This window comes from Rhodococcus sp. YH1, from assembly GCF_009939605.1.
Lineage (GTDB): Bacteria > Actinomycetota > Actinomycetes > Mycobacteriales > Mycobacteriaceae > Rhodococcus > Rhodococcus aetherivorans.
Map to the genome: position 1 here is coordinate 1 of NZ_WVTE01000054.1, position 16,900 is coordinate 16,900.

A 16,900-nucleotide genomic window follows, 5' to 3' on the forward strand; every position below is an offset into this window, starting at 1 on the left:
CACAGCGGATCGACGGCGAGTGGCACCGTCCGGCAAGGCCGGGAGCGCAGCGATGACACACGCTCACGTCCTGCCCGAGGACGCCGACCGGGCGCGGCTGATCGGGCGCGTGTGGGACGTCGAGACGGGCGGCCCCCGCGTCGTCGCCGTGCGGGACGGGGGTGTCTTCGATCTCCATGCAGTCGCCGGAACCGTGTCCGAACTGCTCGAGTCGTCCACCGTCCTCGCCGACGTCGACAGCGTGACGGCGCAGTCGCCACCCCGCTGGCAGGTCTCCGATCTCGTTGATGCCTCCCTCGTGCAGGATCCGGCCCGTCCGCACCTCCTGGCCCCGATCGACCTGCAGGTCGTGAAGGCCTGTGGGGTGACCTTCGTCGAGAGCATGATCGAGCGCATCATCGAAGAACGCACGGCCGGGAACCCGGATCGCGCCGCCGAGGTGCGGGCCTCGATCGGACGAACCCTCGGCGGCGGCATCGCCGCCTTGCGGCCGGGCTCACCCGAGGCCGCCGCGACCAAGCGGATCCTGCTCGACGAGGGTTTGTGGTCCCAGTATCTGGAGGTGGGGATCGGTCCCGATCCCGAGGTCTTCACGAAGGCTCCGGTGCTGTCCTCGGTCGGGGTCGGAGCGAAGATCGGCATCCCGTCGTTCTCGTCGTGGAACAATCCCGAGCCCGAACTGGTGCTGATCGTGAACTCGGTCGGCACCGTGGCCGGCGCCACGCTCGGCAACGATGTGAACCTGCGCGACGTCGAGGGCCGCAGCGCCCTGCTGCTCGGAAAGGCGAAGGACAACAACGCCTCGAGTGCGCTCGGTCCCTTCATCCGGTTGTTCGACGGGGACTTCGGTCTCGAGACGGTCCGCAACGAGGAGATCCGGCTTCGCGTGGACGGTCCCGACGGATTCAGGATGGAGGGCGTCAACAACCTCGCCCGCATCAGCCGGCCGTTCGAGGAACTGGTCGCCGCAACAATGGGCGATCACCACCAGTACCCCGACGGCTTCGCCCTCTTCACCGGAACGCTCTTCGCCCCTGTCGCCGATCGCGAGGAGCCCGGGCAGGGCTTCACCCACAAGATCGGCGATGTCGTCACCATCCGTAGCGCACATCTCGGTGCGCTGATCAACGAGGTGGGGGCCACAGAATCCCTGCCCGCATGGTCCTTCGGGCTGCGCCAGCTGTTCGACTACCTGCACACCCACCCGGCCACACCTGCGCCGGTCGCTGCCACCACCGCATAGACCGCGCGCCGGCCACGGGACCGGACCCGCCGAGCGGCGTAGTGGACCCTCCTCCTACGCCGCTCGGTGTCTCGTCGCATCCCCCACTCGACGCCCGATCAGGAGCTGGTCATGACCGAATCCACCCGGCACGGCATCGCGCCGCACCACATCGTCGACCATCTCGCCGCGGCCGGTGTCGGTTGCGGAGATGCCGTTCTCGTCTGTATCGGGGACCGCCGGACCCGCGAGGCGGTCATCGACGACGCCAACTCGGCCGGGCACGCAGTCCTCGTCCCGCTCGTCGCACCCGACCGGCCCGGCATCGGAGACCTCGCAGTCGCAGTGGGCGCAGCCGCCGTCGTCACCGACAGGTCCGTGCCGCTCCCCCTCCACCCACGCGCCCTGCTCGCGTCGACCCCGCCCCCATCCGGAGCCGCCTCGCCCCCATCCGAGGACATCCTCGGGTGGGGGGTGAGCATGCATCGGCGTTGGATTCTGCATCCGGTCCCGCAGTGCCGGGCTTTCGTCTGGTGCCGCATCCCGGCCGGCTGGCATGTCGACCCGAGTACCGTCGGTCGTCCCCCGCGATGGGCGCAACGGCGCTCGGCCTCCGGCTCGCCCGGCCACCCTGGAGGATTGCTGTGACTTCCGGCAACGCATCACTGCGCATGACGGTGCTCATGACCCCCGACATGGCCAACTTCTCCGGCAACGTCCACGGCGGCAGTCTCCTCGAACTTCTCGACCAGGTCGCCTACGCCTGCGCCAGCCGCTACGCCGGTACCTACGTCGTCACCCTCTCCGTCGACCGGGTTCTCTTCCGCGACGCAATTCACGTCGGAGAACTGGTCACCTTCTCGGCGTCGGTCAACTACACCGGACGGACCTCGATGGAAATCGGGATCCGGGTCGACACCGAGAACATCCGAAGCGGAACACGTCGCCACACCAACAGCTCGTACTTCACCATGGTCGCCGTGGACGACACCGGTGAACCCGTTGCCGTGCCCCCCTTCACACCGAATACGGACGTCACGCGAGATCGTTACGAGGCGGCTCGGCTCCGCCGACAGGCCCAGTACGCCGCGTTCGCCTCCCCGCACTCCGTCCCCCTCGACGAGCTGTCCGAGACGACACGCAACGGTTGAACTCCGAGGCGCACTATCCCCCTGTGAGGACAGCGGCGAACGCACGGCACGAATCGATCCGAGGTGGGCCGTGGGGGAACAGTCACGGCGGGGGCACGGGTTCGAACGCTCCGAGGTGCGCTCCGATCTGATAGCACGCCAGGACGAAGGCGGGTGCGGGAACGGACGGGGATTCGACGCGCGACCCGTAGAGGGCGACCACCAGCTCGAGTCCCGGTGAGACGAACAGCATCTGGCCGTGGATTCCGGTGGCCGTGTAGGAGCCGAACGGGTCGTCGAGCACCCACCAGTAGTCGCGGTACGACAGCGTCGACCGTGAGTCCGGTGACGCATTCGGTGGCCGCACACGCGCGCCGGGACCGGTGGGTACGCGGGCCCCGAGGCCTGTGACCACCGCGGCCGGCAGCGCCTGCCGGCCACCCAGCGCACCGCCGCAACGCAGCACCTCGCCGAGCCGGGCGACGTCGCGCAATGTGGCGCAGAACCCGCCGCTCGCCATCTCGGTGCCGTCGGAATCGAGGACGAAGTAGCCGTCCTCCTCGGCGCCGATGCGGGACCACACCAGCTCGCCGACGAGTTCGGCGAGCGTGGTTCCGGTGGCCCGGCGGAGCACCTCCGCGACCATTTCGACGTTCCCGTTCTCGTAACGGAATTCCGCGCCGGCCGGACCGGTCGCCCGGGCCGTCGCCAGGTGCTCGCGGATCGAGACCGGCCCCGTGTATCCGAAGGGGCGCGCGGACGGGCTCATCGCGGCGAGCAGGCGCTGCGCCTCGGCGCGACGGTGGTAGATCCGGCCGCTGTACGACACCCGGGTGCTCATGTGCAGCAGGTCGTCGACGCGTGCGTCACCGAACGCGGTGCCTGCCGCTTCGGGTACGTAGCGTGACGCCGGGTGCCGCCGATCGACGACGCCGTCGTGCACGAGAATCGCGGCTGCCAGGCCGACGACGGACTTCGTCATCGAGGTGGTCAGGTGCGGATCGTGTGCCGCGAAGCCCGGCCGGTGGTACTCGTGGACGACGTGACCCCGATGCACCACCGCGATGCCGTCGGTGTCGGACGTCTCCAGCATCCGCTTGAAGGTCTCCGGCCGGCCTCGGAGCCGTTCGATGGGAAGCCCGGACAGGTCGGTCGGTGCGGCGGGCAGCTCCCACACGCCGCCGCGGCCGCGCCACACGCGCCGGGTGGGCATCGTCTCGCGGCGGGACGTCAGGTACCGGCGCACGTCGGCGGGATCGGTCAGGCCACGAGCCCACGTGAGATCCGGACCGGTGCGCATCGACGGGGCCGCTTCCATTCCGCGGTGCGCGGTCACACCGCACCGGCCGTGGCGTCGTCCGCGGTGCCGGTCGTCCCGACCCGGGTCAGACGACGCGCATCGTGGGCGGGGCGGATGGCTGCGATGGCATACACGCCGCACGCGATCATGACGACGGCGGCGAGGGTGAACGCGGTGCCGTATCCGGCCACGACCGTGGCGCCGCCGTCGACTATCCGGCCGGTCAGGTACGGGGCGACGAGCCCGGGCAGGGTGCCGGTGGCGGCGAGGATGCCGAAGACGGCGCCACGCTTGGCCGGCGGCACGACCGCAGCCGCCGTCATGTAGTGGAGCGGGAACGCGACGGCCGAGCCGCTGAACGCGATCACGATGAGCACGAGGCGGATTGCGGACGCGTCCGCGAGCGGGACGAGCACCATCGCGAGGCCCGCGATCGTCACGGCGACGCCCTGCAAGGCCCCGTGCGCCCAGCGCACCGACAGTCCCCTGCGCAGGAGCAGGTCGGACAGCGGGGAGATGGTGAGCAGCAGGACGAGGCTCGTGCCGGAGATCGCGCTGATCACGCCGGCGACGTCCGCAGGACCGAATTGCATTGTGGAGTGCAGGTACTCGGGGAGCCATGCCGAGTTGACCGCCATCGCCCAGTGGCCGCCGAATGCGCTCGCTGCGCTGCCGAGGAACGTGCCGCTCACCAGGATCTTCCAGATCTTCGGATTGCCGGCCGCGCCCGACGGGCCGGCCGCGGCGCCGTGCCCGTGCCGGGTGTCGCGGTCGAACGGGCCGTCCTTGCCGATCGCGAGCCAGGCGATGCCCCACAGCCCGCTCACGACGGCCAGTGCGATGAACGCGGCCCGCCATCCGTGATCGCTGATGAGCCACGTCAGGACGGGGGCGGCGATGAGGACTCCCAGGGCGGCACCGCTGATCTGCAGGGCCGACGGCAACCCGCGCTTGTGCGCCGGGAACCACTTGTACAGGGCGTGCATCGACATCGGCGTGGCCGGGCCCTCGGCGGCGCCGAGGAGCACGCGTCCCGCCACCAGGGCCGGGACCGTGGCGACCAGCAGCACCGGAATCTGCGCGACCGTCCACATCATGGCCATCGAGAACAGCAGGAGCCGGCTGGAGACCCGGGCGGAGACGAAGCCGACGACGATGCCCGCGATGCTGTAGAGCAGGTAGAACGAGCTGGCGATCAGTCCGAACATGCTGCGGTCGATCCGGAACTCGTTCATGATCGGTACCGCCGCGAGACCGAGCACGGCCTTGTCGCCGAAGTTGATGATCATGAAGAAGACGATCATCACGAGGACGGCGAGGGCACGTCGACGGCTGTACCCGGGTGGGTTCACCTCCGGCGCCGTGGTCGCCGGGCTGGGGGTTCGAATTGTCGCCATGCATCCTCCTCGGCTCGTCCCGATCCTCGATCGGTGGCCACGTCGTCTGGGAATCCGATCGGCACCGGGCCCGCGTTCGTCGTCGGTGGCCCGACGGAAGGGCGGCGCATTCCGGTCGATCGTCACGAGAAGTCGAAGTCGTACACCGTCCCGTGTTGCACTCAGCCTACTGTGACGGACGCCATAACGCAAGGGCGGTGTCAGTGAAATATGTTAGAGGAGAACATAATTCGACTGTGCTGTAGCTCGCGGGGTGACGATCGGAAATGCCGGGTCGAACCCGCCGCGCAGGTCGAACGGCACCCGCCACGCGGCGGCGTCACCCGAGATCGTGACGTGCCCGGCGGCCTCGGCGTCGGCCGCGGTGAGTGCCCCGAGCACCAGTCGCGCCAGCACCGGCCGCGACAGTGCGACGGTGGCATCCACGTCGCCGCGCTGCGGACGACGGCTGTGGACGAGCACACCGTGGCGGACCAGGACGAAGATCCGCCCGTCGCCGTCCACATCGAGCGCCACGTGGGCGTCGCATTCGGCGGCCGCGGCTCCGTCGAGCCGGACGGCCAGGTGATCGAGCAGCATCTCGGTGGTCATCGCCGTGAGCATGTCGCCCCGCGCCCCACCGCCCCCGGCGTAGGCGACGCCCGAGCGCAGTTCTTGGGCGCCCGTCAGGTAGAAGTTCCGCCACGAGGCCGCCTCCGCCTGATATCCGAGCTGCTCGAAGGCGTCGGCCTGCAGGGCCCGCGCGTCCTCGTTCCGTGGGTCGGTGAAGACGACCCGGCCGACCACCTCGGCGACCCACCGGTAGTCACCGGCGTCGAACGACGCCCGTGCCTTGCGGAGGACCTCGTCCGCACCGCCCATGAACTCCACGTACCGCGCCGCCGCCGCGGCGGGCGGGTGGGGGTGCAGGTTCGCCGGGTTGGCGTCGAACCAGCCCAGATACTTCTGGTAGACCGCCTTGACGTTGTGTTCGAGGGTTCCGTAGTAGCCGCGGTTGGACCAGTAGGTCGCCAGGGCGGGCGGAAGCTCGAGTCTCTCCGCGATCTCGGCCGCGTTCAGCCCGCGCGCCGCCCACCGCAGCGTCTCGTCGTGGATGAAGCGGTACAGGTCGCGCTGCTTCTCCATGAATTCGCGGATCGCCTCGCGCCCCCATACCGGCCAGTGATGGCTGATGAACAGCACATCGGCCCGGTCGCCGAAGAGGTCGAGGGCGTCCCGGATGTAGTTGCTCCACGCTGCGGCGTCGCGCACCTGAGCGCCGCGCAGGGTGTAGAGGTTGTGCATGTTGTGCGAGACGTTCTCTGCCATGCACAACGCCCGCAGGTCGGGAAGGAAGAAGTTCATCTCCGCCGGAGCCTCGCTGTCCGGGGTGTACTGGAAGACGATCCGCACCCCGTCGAGCACCATCTCTGTACCGGTCTCGGCGACCAGGTCGGTGGGAGCGAGCAGCGTCGGTGCACCGTTGGCGAGTGCGGCTCCGAGCCCGACCGAGACGACACCCCGGTCGTCCGCCGGCAGGAGCGAGCCGTACATGTACTGTGCGCGCCGCTTCATCGCGTTGCCGGCGTGGACGTTCTCGCTGACGGTGTGTTCCATGAAGCCCGACGGCGCGACGATCCGCACCGCACCGCGCGCCACCTCGTCGCCGGACACGACGCCCTTGACCCCACCGAAATGGTCGGTGTGGCTGTGGGTGTAGACGATCGCGCGGATCGGCTTGTCCCCGAGATGTTCTCGCACGAGTCGCATGCCGGCGGCGGCGGTCTCCGGGGTGAGCAGCGGATCGATCACCAGGTATCCGGTGTCTCCCTCGACGATCGTCATGTTCGCGATGTCGAAACCCCGGATCTGGTGGATGCGATCGGTGACCCGGAACAGGCCGTGCCGCACGGTGAGTTGCGCCTGCCGCCACAGGCTGGGGTTGACGGTGTCGGGGCAGTCGCCGCCGAGGAAGTCGTACCGGGTCAGATCCCACACCACCCGGCCGTTCTCGGCGCGGATCACCGGCGGGTCGATCGTGGCGACGAATCCGCGGCGGGCGTCGTCGAAGGAACGCCGGTCGGCGAAGTCCAGTGTGCTCAGCACGGCCCGGTTGGCCGCCGCGGTGGCGGGGGTGGCCGCCTTCGGCCTCGACAGTGGGCTGGTCATGCCGCTTCCTTTCCGCGCGCCGGCTGTGCGAGCAACTGCTTGGCGATCCCGTTCTTCTGGATCTCGGACGACCCGGTGAGGACGCGGAACATGCGCAGCCGCCGGAACAGCCATTCGACCTCGGCGCCGCGGACCATGCCCGCCTTGCCGTGGATCTGCACGGCCTCGTCGGCGATGCGGAAGGCGTGCTCGGCGACGAACAGCTTGCACATGAACGCCTCGACGCGCGGCGGTGTGCCGGCGTCGAGCGCGGCGAGGGCGTCGTAGGTCATGCTCCGGGCCGCGTAGTAGTCGGTGGCCATGTCGGCGATCTTGTGCTGGATCGACTGCAACGCCGCCAGGGGTGCGCCCTGCACGTGCCGCGTCTTCGCGAAGTCGACGGTCAGGTGCAGCGCGCGTCGCGCGCTGCCCAGCACCGTCGGGCAGTGCAGCAGCCGGTTGACGGTCACGCGCCCCAGCCCGATTCGCAGACCGTCGCCGACGGAGCCGAGCAGCTGCTCGGGCCCGACGTAGCAGTCGTCGAGGATGATGTCGCTCTCCACGTGCTGGCCCGACATCGGCAGGTCACCGTCGACGACGGTGCAGCCGGGGGAGTCGAGATCGACGAGGAAGGCCGAATAGACCTCCGGGTCGGTGTCACCGGCGGGGGCCATTCGGGCGACGAGCACGGAGAAGTCGGCGAACGGGCCGGCCGAGGAGAACACCTTGCGGCCGGTCAGCCGCCAGCCGTCCCCGTCGGGGGTGGCGATGGTGCGCATCCGTCGTACGTCGGATCCCGCGTCCTCCTCGGTGAGCGAGAAGCAGCACGCCCGCTCGCCGCGCAGCACCGGCATCAGGTACTTCTCGAGCTGGTGGTCCGTGGCCACGCCGAAGATCGACCCGACGCGGAGCGGCCCGCCCATGTCACCGAGGACCGAGTGGGCGAGGATCCGGCCGCTGGCCCCCACTTCCTCCTTGAGGACGGCGAGTTCGGTGTAGGACAGGCCCTGACCGCCGAGGGCCGGCGGCAGATGGATTCCGTAGAACCCGAGTTCACGGCTGCGCCGCCACACCGGTTCGAGTTGCTCTCGGGTATAGCGGGTTTCCGGTCCCAGGCCGAGTCGTTGTTCGTACTCGGCGAGTTCGCCGTCGAGGTAGTCCCGCAGGCGCGGAACCAGCGTCGCGAGCCGCGGGTGGTCGTCGTAGGACGGGGTGAGGGTGAACGACATGGGGGTCCTTGTCAGTGAACGCGGCGCTCGGCGCCGGACCAGTAGGAGTCGCGCACGGCGCGGCGGTCGACCTTGCCGTTGCGGTTGATCGGAAGGGACTCGACGAAGTCCACCGAGCGCGGCTTCTTCATCCCGGCGAGCCGCTGGGCGCAGTGGCCGATCAGTGCGGCTTCCGTCGGCCCGGTGCCGGTGCGCGGCACGACGACGGCCTTCACGGCCTCGCCCCACCGCTCGTCGGGGACGCCGACGACGCAGACCTCGGACACGTCGGGGTGCTCGTACAGGGCAGCCTCGACCTCGCTGCAGTAGATGTTGAACCCGCCGGAGATGATCATGTCCTTCTTGCGGTCGACGATGAACAGATACCCGTCCTCCCGCAGGCGCCCGATGTCGCCCGTGTGGACCCACCCGTCGCGGAAGGTCTCCGCCGACAATTCCGGTTCGTGCCAGTACTCGCGTACGCAGTCCGGCCCGCGCACGACGATCTCGCCGAGTTCGCCTGCCGGCACGGGCCGGCCTTCGTCGTCGACCACCCGGACTTCGGTGTCGAACACCGCGCGTCCGCACGACAGCAGGAGCTCGGGGTCGGAGTCGATTCCTCGCTCCACGTCATCCGGAGTGAGAACCGTTACCCCACTGGTGGTTTCGGCCTGTCCGTAACCCTGGGCGACGACCGGTCCGAACAGGTCGACGGCGTCACGCAGGCGTTGCGGGGAGACGGGCGCGCCACCGATCCGCACGCATCTGAGGCTCGAGTAGTCGGTGGTGGTGGCCTCCGGGTGGTCGAGCACCAGGTTGAGCATGGTGGGCACCATGAACGTCGAGGTGATGCGCTCGGACTCGAGGGTGCGCAGGAACAGCCCGGTGTCCCAGTGCGGCAGGATCACGACGGTCGATCCGCGGGAGAGGGAGGCGAGCAGGCCCATGCCCGAGGCGTGGGTGATCGGGCCGGGTGCGAGGTAGCGCTCGCCGACACCGAGCGAGCTGTCCGGAGTCATCAGGCGCTTGCGCATGTTGGCCAGGCGGTTGCCGTGAGTCTGCACCGCGGCCTTGAGTTTTCCGGTCGAGCCGGAGGTGAAGTTCAGGACCGCGGGAACCTCGGGGTCGACCTCGATCGCCACCGGGCGATCGTCGCCCTCGGCCAGCAGGTCGCTGTAGCGCACCGCGCCGTCGCAGCTGTCGTCGTAGTCGACGACCGTGCAGTCCGCCCCCGTGTCGGCGACGATCTTCAGCGCGGCCTCGGCGTGCTCGGCGTCGACGAACAGCATGCGCACGGCCGCGTCCCGTAGGACGTGGGCGACCTCGGCGGCGCCGAGTCGCGCGTTGATCGGCACGCGGAGCAGTCCGGCCTTGCACAGGGCCATCTCGGTCTCCACCAGCTGCGGGCGGTTACCGGCGAAGGTGGCGACCGCCTGCGCCGTTTCGAGTCCGCGCCCGAGCAGTGCCGAGGCGAGCCGGTTGGTGGAGTCCTCCAGGCGGCGGTACGTCCAGCGCTCGTCGCCGCACACCACGGCTTCGTGGTCGGGCCAGTACGTACTGCTGCGGCTCAGATAGATGCCGAGGTTCATTTCCGCTCCTTCGCGGACAGAGTGACTGTTATTGGACACGATGTATCGAACTGGTGTCCGTGTCAAGACTTGCGCTAGCATGGGCGTCCTGGTACCGGGAAGGGAGCCGGCAATGGCAACGGAAGACCGCCGGGTGCGTCGCACCAAGCGACTGCTGCGCGATGCGCTCGTGACGCTCGTGCTCGAGCGCGGCTACGGCGCCGTCACCGTCGAGGACATCGCCGAACGGGCCGACCTCAGCCGCGCCACCTTCTACGGGCACTACACCGACAAGGACGACCTGTTCGGGCGGATCGTCGCGGATCTGATCGCGGAGTTGAACGAACGCCTGCGCCCGCTCGTCACGGACTCGTCGGCCGGGTTCACCGGCAAGCCGGTCCTGGAGATGTTCCGCCACGCCGCCGAGGAACGCGACGTGTACCGGGTGATCCTGCGCGGGGAGGGCGACGGCCGTGCGCTGCGGGAGTTCATGGACGACCGCAGCGAGGTCGTCGCCCGGATCTTCCGCAAGCGCGCGGACGCCCACGGGATGACCCCGCGCATCGACGTCGACGTTCTCGCCCGGGCCTGGGTCGGCGAGCAGATCTCCGTGCTGCGCTGGTGGATCGAGTCGGACCCGCCCGTGCTTCCCCTCGAGGACGTCACGGAAATGCTGCTGGAACTGTCCCTGCGCGGCCGGTACTGGGCGAACGGCTTCGACGGACCGCCGCCCGGGGCCGGATCCTGACGGTCGCCGATCAGCGCGGCGCGGCGGGCGACAGGCCGGCGAGTACGTACCGCCGCACGTAGCGCAGCACGGCGGCGGCGTCGTCGGGGTCGAGGGTGTTGCCCGGCACGGTGGCGAGGCTGATGAGCGAGCGCGCCACCCACTCGGCGGCCTCGACGGGATCGGCGTCGTCACGGACCTCCCCGCGTTCGATCGCCGCGACGACGAACTCGAGCCAGAACGCCGCGAGATCGGGAACCAGTTCGAGCACCCCCGCGCCGGCGCACGCCTCGAACTCCTCCGGCTCGGTGGCGCGCAGCCGGAGCGGCAGCGCGCCCGGGTCGTCGTAGGTGGCCCGGCCGATCCGGACGCCGGCCGCGAGCTGTTCGTCGAAGGAGCCGTACCCGGCGAGCGCCGCTCGGGCGTCGGCCCAGTACGCCTCGTCGAGCCGGACGATCACGCTGCCGACCAGGCTCGCCTTGTCCGGGAAGTGCCGGTACAGCCAGGCCCGGGACACGCCGGCCGCCTCGGCCACCTCGGCCATCGTGGTCGCCCGGATTCCCTTGGCGCGCAGCGAGTCCTCCGTCGCGGCGAGCAGTCGCTCGCGGACGCTTCCGGGTTTCGTCTCGATGGGCACGCGCTGTTCCTCTCGGCCGGCGGACCGCGCGGCCCGCGGGCCGACCCTACGCGCAGTAGACACTTTCCGGAATGTGTGTACACCCGCCATGAACATGTTCTACATTGTGGTCGTCGTCACCGGACGCGCTCGCGCCGGAGATCGGACCGGCCCACCGGATGGCCGGAACCTGCACACGAGGAGCTGCGACATGCCGGCACCGACCACCGCCGTCATCGGCGCGGGAATCAGCGGTCTGACCGCGGGCAAGATGCTCGGGGACTACGGAGTGCCCTACACGTGCTTCGAGTCGTCGGACCGGATCGGCGGCAACTGGGCGTTCGGCAATCCCAACGGGCACAGCAGCGCCTACCGCTCGCTGCACATCGACACGTCCAAGCATCAGCTCTCGTTCAAGGACTTCCCGATGCCGGAGTCCTTCCCCGACTTCCCGCATCACACCCAGATCAAGCAGTACCTCGACGGATACGCCGCGGCGTTCGACCTCGAGTCGCGGATCGAGTTCCGCAACGGTGTCGTGCATGCCCGCCGGAACGCGGACGGCCGGTGGGAACTCGACACCGAGGACGGGCGTACCCGGTACTTCGACTTCCTCGTCGTGGCGAACGGTCACCACTGGGATCCACGGATCCCGGACTTTCCGGGCGAGTTCACGGGCATGTCCCTCCACTCGCACCGGTACGTCGATCCGCGCACGCCGATCGACTTCTCGGACAAGCACATTCTCGTCGTCGGGATCGGTAACAGTGCCGCCGACATCGCGGTGGAACTGTCGTCGAAGGCGCTCGGCAACGAGGTCACCCTGTCCACCCGCTCGAGCGCCTGGATCGTGCCGAAGTACATCGCGGGCCGTCCGGCCGACAAGTACTACCGGACCAGCCCCCACCTTCCGCTCTCCTGGCAGCGCAAGCTCGCCCAGCTCGGGCAGCCCGTCATCGCCGGGCGTCCCGAGCGGTACGGCCTGCCCACGCCCAATCACAAGTTCTTCGAGGCCCACCCCACCCAATCGGTGGAACTGCCGCTGCGCCTCGGTTCCGGCGACGTCGTCGCCAAGCCGAACATCCGCCTACTCGACGGCGCGACCGTGCACTTCGAGGACGGCACCTCGTCGGACTTCGACGTCGTCGTCTACGCCACCGGCTACAACATCACCTTCCCGTTCTTCGACGAGGATTTCGTCAGCGCGCCCGGTAACCACATCCCGCTCTACAAGCGGATCTTCAAGCCCGGCCTCGACAACCTCGCCTTCGTCGGGTTCGCACAGGCCACGCCTACCCTGTTCCCGTTCGTCGAATGCCAGGCCCGGCTCGTCGCAGCCCACGTGATCGGCCGGTACCGGCTGCCGTCGGTGGACGAGATGGAGCGGGTGATCGAAGCAGATCGGCGCAAGTACACCGGGCACATGCTCGACCGGCCCCGGCACACCCAGCAGGTCGACTACTTCCTTTACGAACACGACCTGCGGGTACGCGAACTACCCGCCGGCAGGAAACGGGCGCTTGCGCAACGGTAGTCGCGTCCACCCGACCGACCTCCCCGAGAAGGTATCCGAATGACACACCGACACAAGACCTTCCGATCCGGTGACGCGCTCTGCGACGCCTGGCACTTCCCCGGGCAGGGCGAGGCGTTCGCCGGTGACGGCGGCCGCCCGGTCGTCGTGATGGCGCACGGGCTCGGCGGCACCAAGGATTCCGGTCTCCAGGCGTTCGCGGAGCGGCTCGCCGCGGCCGGTCTCGACGTCCTCGCCTTCGACTACCGGGGATTCGGCGCGTCCGGTGGCGCGCCGCGTCAACGGGTCGACCTGCGCGGCCAGGCGGACGACTACCGGGCCGCCCTGTGCGCCGCCGCCCGCCTCGACGGGGCCGACCCGAATCGCCTGATCCTGTGGGGTGTGTCGCTGGCGGGTGGACATGTGCTCTCGGTGGGGGCACACCGCCGGGACGTCGCGGCCGTCGTCGCCCTCACACCGCTGGTCGACGGCCCGGCCGCGGGTCTGCTGGCGGCGCGGCACCATTCGATGCCGTCGATGCTGCGGTCCACCGCGATCGGGACCCGCAGCCGAGTCGCGGCGCTGAGAGGCCTTCCACCCGTGACGATTCCGATCGTGGGCCGCCCCGGCGAGACCGCGGCACTGACCCTGGACGGGTATTTCGAGGACTACACGGCACTCGCCGGCCCGACGTGGCGCAACGAGATCGACGCAGGTGTCGCGCTCGAACTCGGTACCTACCGGCCGGGCAAGGACGCCGCCGGACTGCGGTGCCCGCTGCTCGTCCAGATCGCCGACTTCGACCGCAGTGCACCCCCGCACGCCGCCGCGGTCGCCGCCGCCCGGGGACGGGCCGAGGTCCGCCACTACCCGTGCGACCACTTCGACGTCTGGCCGGGGCGCGACTGGTTCGATGCCGCGGTCGCCCATCAGATCTCGTTCCTGTCCCGGCACCTCGGTGCCGGGAGCCCGCCCGCCGGGAGTCCCCGGCACGCCGGCACCGCCGGGAGTCCCCGGCACGCCGGCACCGCCGGGAGTCCCCGGCACGCCGGCACCGCCGGGAGTCCCCGGCACGACGACACCGCCGGGAGTCCCCGGCACGACGACGCCGCCCCCACGACAACGAGGTAGACCGATGGCAGAGACCGTCCAGCAAGCCCTCCGTGAGCGATGCGACCAGGACACCACCGCAGTCGTGTACGGCGACAGGACATGGACGTGGCGCGAGCACCTCGGCCGCGCATCCGCCCAGGCCGCGGCCCTGCTGGGCGTGGCGGACCCGGACCGCCCGATGCACGTGGGCACCCTGCTCGGCAACACTCCCGACATGCTCGAGGCTATGGCGGCGGCCGGACTCGGCGGCTACGTCCTGTGCGGCATCAACACCACCCGCCGCGGCGACGGCCTGGCCCGCGACATCCGGCGCGCCGACTGCCAGATCGTCGTCACCGACCCGGAACACCGGCCCCTGCTGGCCGGGCTCGACCCGCCGGGGGTGCGGATCCTCGACACGTCGTCGAGGGAGTGGGCCGACCTGCTCGCCGGCGCCGGTGTCCTGCACCCGCACCGCGAGGTCGAGGCCATGGACACCTTCATGATGATCTTCACGTCGGGCACGAGCGGCGATCCCAAACCGGTCCGCGTCGCCCACCTGATGGTGCTGTTCGCGGGTCAGAACCTCATCGGTCGGTTCGGTATCGCCGACACCGACGTCTGCTACTTGTCGATGCCGCTGTTCCATTCCAACGCCGTCCTCGCCGGCTGGAGCGTGGGCATCGGCAGCGGCGCCGCCATGGTCCCGGCCGCCTTCTCGGCCTCCCGGTTCCTCGACGACATCCGACGCTGCGGCGCGACCTACATGAACTACGTCGGCAAGCCCCTCGCCTACGTGCTCGCGACCCCCGAGCGGCCCGACGACCGGGACAACCCGCTGCGCGTGGCATTCGGCAACGAGGCCACCGATCGCGACATCGAGGAGTTCGCACGCCGGTTCGACTGCACGGTCTGGGACGGCTTCGGCTCCACCGAGAACGCCGTCATCGTCACCCGCGAGCCCGGTACGCCGCGCGGATCGATCGGCAAGGGCCTCGACGGCGTCGCCGTCTACAACTCCGCCACCGTCACCGAGTGCCCCGCCGCGGAGTTCGACGCCGCCGGTGCCCTGATCAACGCGGACGAGGCGATCGGCGAACTGGTCAACACCCACGGCGCCGGGTTCTTCTCCGGGTACTACAACGACCAGGAGGCCACCGACGAGCGACTCCGCCACGGCATGTTCTGGTCCGGCGACCTCGCGTACAAGGACGCCGACGGGTGGATCTACCTGGCCGGCCGCACCGCGGACTGGATGCGCGTCGACGGCGAGAACCTCGCCACCGCTCCCATCGAACGGATCCTGCAGCGCCTGCCCGCCCTGAACCGCGTCGCCGTCTACGCGGTGCCGGACGATCACGTCGGCGACCAGGTGATGGCCGCGATGGTTCTGCAGGACGCTGCCGAACTGACCCCCGAGATGTTCGAGGAGTTCCTCGCCGCCCAGCCGGACCTGTCGCCGAAGGCGTGGCCCCGCTACGTGCGCATCGCTGCCGACCTGCCCGGTACCGCTACGAACAAGATCCTCAAACGCGAACTGGTGCAACAGGGCCCGACTCCCGGCGGCGGCGTGCTGTGGTCCCGCCGCGACCGTCGCGCGACGGGCACGACATCGGGGGAGGAGGGCGGCTACGTCGTGACCGGGTGATCCGGGGGAGACGCCGCGCGTTCGAGTCTCGCTGAGCGGGACTCCGGCGAGGGCGTCGCAGGTGCGCTCCTAGCATCCGCGTCATGACCGCAACCACCGTCGCCGCCTCCGACGTGCACGCGCTGCTCGAACGCCGGCAGCAGTACTCGCGTGACCACCTCGAGGAGTGGATGCGGCCCGAGGAACGCTCGGTGTTCTCCCCGTACGACCGGTTCGGCGCCGCCGCCCAGGGCTGCACCGGCAGGCACGAGGGCAGGAACCCGCGCGGAATCGTCGTCTTCTGACCGCGACGAGAGGTCTCGCCATGGAGAGGGTGGCGTCGTTGCCGGCGGACACGCAACTGGGCCGGGTGGCCGAGCGGGTACGCCGGATCGAGGCGCTCGGGTACGACACCGTGCACGTGTCGGAAACGGTGCGGGACCCGTTCACCGTGTGCGCGCTGGCGCTGGAACACACGTCGCGGCTGACGGTGCGCACCAGCATGGTCGTGGCCTTCGCCCGGAGCCCGATGGTGACCGCGTATTCCGCGTGGGAGCTCGCCCGCTTCTCCGGGGGCCGCTTCCAGCTCGGTCTCGCGACGCAGGTCCGCGGCAACATCGTCGGCCGGTTCTCGATGCCGTGGAGCAATCCCGCCGCCCAGCTGCGCGACTACCTCGACTCCCTGCGGGCGATCTTCGGCTCGTTCGCCACCGGAGAGCCTCTGTCGCACAGCGGCACGCACTACACATTCGACCGGTTACAGCCGTACTTCCGACCCGGCCCCGTCCACGTCCCGGCGCCGCAACTGTGGACCGGTGGCGTCAACCGGCGGATGTGTGTGCTCGCCGGTGAGTGCTCCGACGGATTCGTCACGCACCCGACGAACTCGCACCCCACGTTCCTGCGCGAACACATCCTGCCCGCACTGCGCGAGGGTGCCGAACGCCGCGGCCGGCGCGACGGCGGCCCCCGCGTCGTGGTGGTTCCCAAGGCGATCACCGGCCGCGACGACCGCGTCGTCGCGGCCGCGCGCGAGGCGGCCCGCTCCGAATTCGCGTTCCTGTACTCGACACCCGCCTACCGCGGAACGCTGGCGGCGCTCGGTCTCACCGAATTCGGTGAGCGGCTGACCAGGCTGGCGCGGGAACAGCGTTGGAACGCGATGACGGAGACGGTGACCGACGACGTCCTGCGCACCCTCGTCCCGCACGGCACCTATGCCCAGCTGCCGGCCGTCCTCGAATCCTGGTACGGCGGCACGTGCGACGGGTTGTCGATCGACCCGCCCGAGGACCTGGCCGACGACGACGAATTCGCGGCCCTGCTCGACCGCATCCGGGCGATCCCGGTGCGGCCGGTGCGGTGAGGACCGC

General features: G+C 69.9%; 15 protein-coding genes. 9 read left to right on the top strand and 6 right to left on the bottom strand.

The window, feature by feature from the left end; translation table 11 throughout:
- Positions 1 to 52 precede the first annotated feature (52 nt).
- The 3 genes from AIIKEEIJ_RS05665 (at position 53) to AIIKEEIJ_RS05675 (ending at position 2,373) form a co-directional block, all read left to right on the top strand.
- Complete coding sequence (locus AIIKEEIJ_RS05665; RefSeq protein ID WP_037201980.1) at positions 53 to 1,243, top strand: fumarylacetoacetate hydrolase family protein; 1,191 nt, start codon at positions 53 to 55, stop codon at positions 1,241 to 1,243.
- 111 nt (positions 1,244 to 1,354) lie between these two features.
- Positions 1,355 to 1,870, top strand: coding sequence for a hypothetical protein (locus AIIKEEIJ_RS05670; protein ID WP_161995147.1), 516 nt, complete (start codon positions 1,355 to 1,357; stop codon positions 1,868 to 1,870).
- Between the two features lie 23 nt (positions 1,871 to 1,893).
- Entirely contained in the window at positions 1,894 to 2,373 is a 480-nt protein-coding gene (locus tag AIIKEEIJ_RS05675) for an acyl-CoA thioesterase (protein WP_051359212.1), read from the top strand.
- A gap of 82 nt (positions 2,374 to 2,455) precedes the next feature.
- Here the strand turns inward: AIIKEEIJ_RS05675 and AIIKEEIJ_RS05680 are convergent, their stop codons facing one another.
- From AIIKEEIJ_RS05680 to AIIKEEIJ_RS05700, 5 genes are all read right to left on the bottom strand, one after another.
- On the bottom strand, positions 2,456 to 3,652 hold the full coding sequence (locus AIIKEEIJ_RS05680) for a serine hydrolase (protein WP_161995148.1): 1,197 nt from the start codon (positions 3,650 to 3,652) through the stop codon (positions 2,456 to 2,458).
- 32 nt (positions 3,653 to 3,684) lie between these two features.
- On the bottom strand, positions 3,685 to 5,049 hold the full coding sequence (locus AIIKEEIJ_RS05685) for an MFS transporter (protein WP_043798483.1): 1,365 nt from the start codon (positions 5,047 to 5,049) through the stop codon (positions 3,685 to 3,687).
- A 213-nt stretch (positions 5,050 to 5,262) separates the two neighbouring features.
- A complete protein-coding gene (locus AIIKEEIJ_RS05690; protein WP_161995149.1) occupies positions 5,263 to 7,197 on the bottom strand; it encodes an alkyl sulfatase dimerization domain-containing protein in 1,935 nt (644 codons plus the stop codon).
- Entirely contained in the window at positions 7,194 to 8,405 is a 1,212-nt protein-coding gene (locus AIIKEEIJ_RS05695; protein ID WP_006935246.1) for an acyl-CoA dehydrogenase family protein, read from the bottom strand. The genes AIIKEEIJ_RS05690 and AIIKEEIJ_RS05695 overlap by 4 nt, the downstream gene beginning before the upstream one ends.
- Before the next feature lie 11 nt (positions 8,406 to 8,416).
- On the bottom strand, positions 8,417 to 9,973 hold the full coding sequence (locus AIIKEEIJ_RS05700; RefSeq protein WP_161995150.1) for an AMP-binding protein: 1,557 nt from the start codon (positions 9,971 to 9,973) through the stop codon (positions 8,417 to 8,419).
- A gap of 112 nt (positions 9,974 to 10,085) precedes the next feature.
- On the opposite strand from AIIKEEIJ_RS05700, the gene AIIKEEIJ_RS05705 reads away from it, so the two are divergent.
- The gene (locus AIIKEEIJ_RS05705) at positions 10,086 to 10,700 is read left to right on the top strand and encodes a TetR family transcriptional regulator (protein ID WP_161995151.1); all 615 of its coding nucleotides are present in this window, start codon (positions 10,086 to 10,088) and stop codon (positions 10,698 to 10,700) included.
- A 10-nt stretch (positions 10,701 to 10,710) separates the two neighbouring features.
- On the opposite strand, the gene AIIKEEIJ_RS05710 is transcribed toward AIIKEEIJ_RS05705, so the two are convergent.
- Positions 10,711 to 11,316 carry a TetR family transcriptional regulator gene (locus AIIKEEIJ_RS05710; protein ID WP_161995152.1) on the bottom strand — a complete coding sequence of 202 codons (606 nt, stop codon included), beginning with the start codon at positions 11,314 to 11,316 and terminating at the stop codon, positions 10,711 to 10,713.
- Between the two features lie 190 nt (positions 11,317 to 11,506).
- Between AIIKEEIJ_RS05710 and AIIKEEIJ_RS05715 the strand changes: the two genes are divergently transcribed.
- The 5 genes from AIIKEEIJ_RS05715 to AIIKEEIJ_RS05735 all read left to right on the top strand — a co-directional run bounded on the left by AIIKEEIJ_RS05715 (position 11,507) and on the right by AIIKEEIJ_RS05735 (position 16,893).
- On the top strand, positions 11,507 to 12,829 hold the full coding sequence (locus tag AIIKEEIJ_RS05715; RefSeq protein WP_161995153.1) for an NAD(P)-binding domain-containing protein: 1,323 nt from the start codon (positions 11,507 to 11,509) through the stop codon (positions 12,827 to 12,829).
- Positions 12,830 to 12,868: 39 nt separating this feature from the next.
- Positions 12,869 to 13,939, top strand: a complete 1,071-nt coding sequence (locus AIIKEEIJ_RS05720; protein WP_161995154.1) for an alpha/beta fold hydrolase — start codon at positions 12,869 to 12,871, stop codon at positions 13,937 to 13,939.
- Between the two features lie 4 nt (positions 13,940 to 13,943).
- Complete coding sequence (fadD1, locus tag AIIKEEIJ_RS05725) at positions 13,944 to 15,548, top strand: fatty-acid--CoA ligase FadD1 (RefSeq protein WP_161995155.1); 1,605 nt, start codon at positions 13,944 to 13,946, stop codon at positions 15,546 to 15,548.
- Positions 15,549 to 15,631: 83 nt separating this feature from the next.
- Positions 15,632 to 15,832, top strand: a complete 201-nt coding sequence (locus AIIKEEIJ_RS05730) for a hypothetical protein (RefSeq protein ID WP_161995146.1) — start codon at positions 15,632 to 15,634, stop codon at positions 15,830 to 15,832.
- A gap of 20 nt (positions 15,833 to 15,852) precedes the next feature.
- Positions 15,853 to 16,893, top strand: a complete 1,041-nt coding sequence (locus tag AIIKEEIJ_RS05735) for a TIGR03617 family F420-dependent LLM class oxidoreductase (RefSeq protein WP_161995156.1) — start codon at positions 15,853 to 15,855, stop codon at positions 16,891 to 16,893.
- Positions 16,894 to 16,900: the final 7 nt, after the last annotated feature.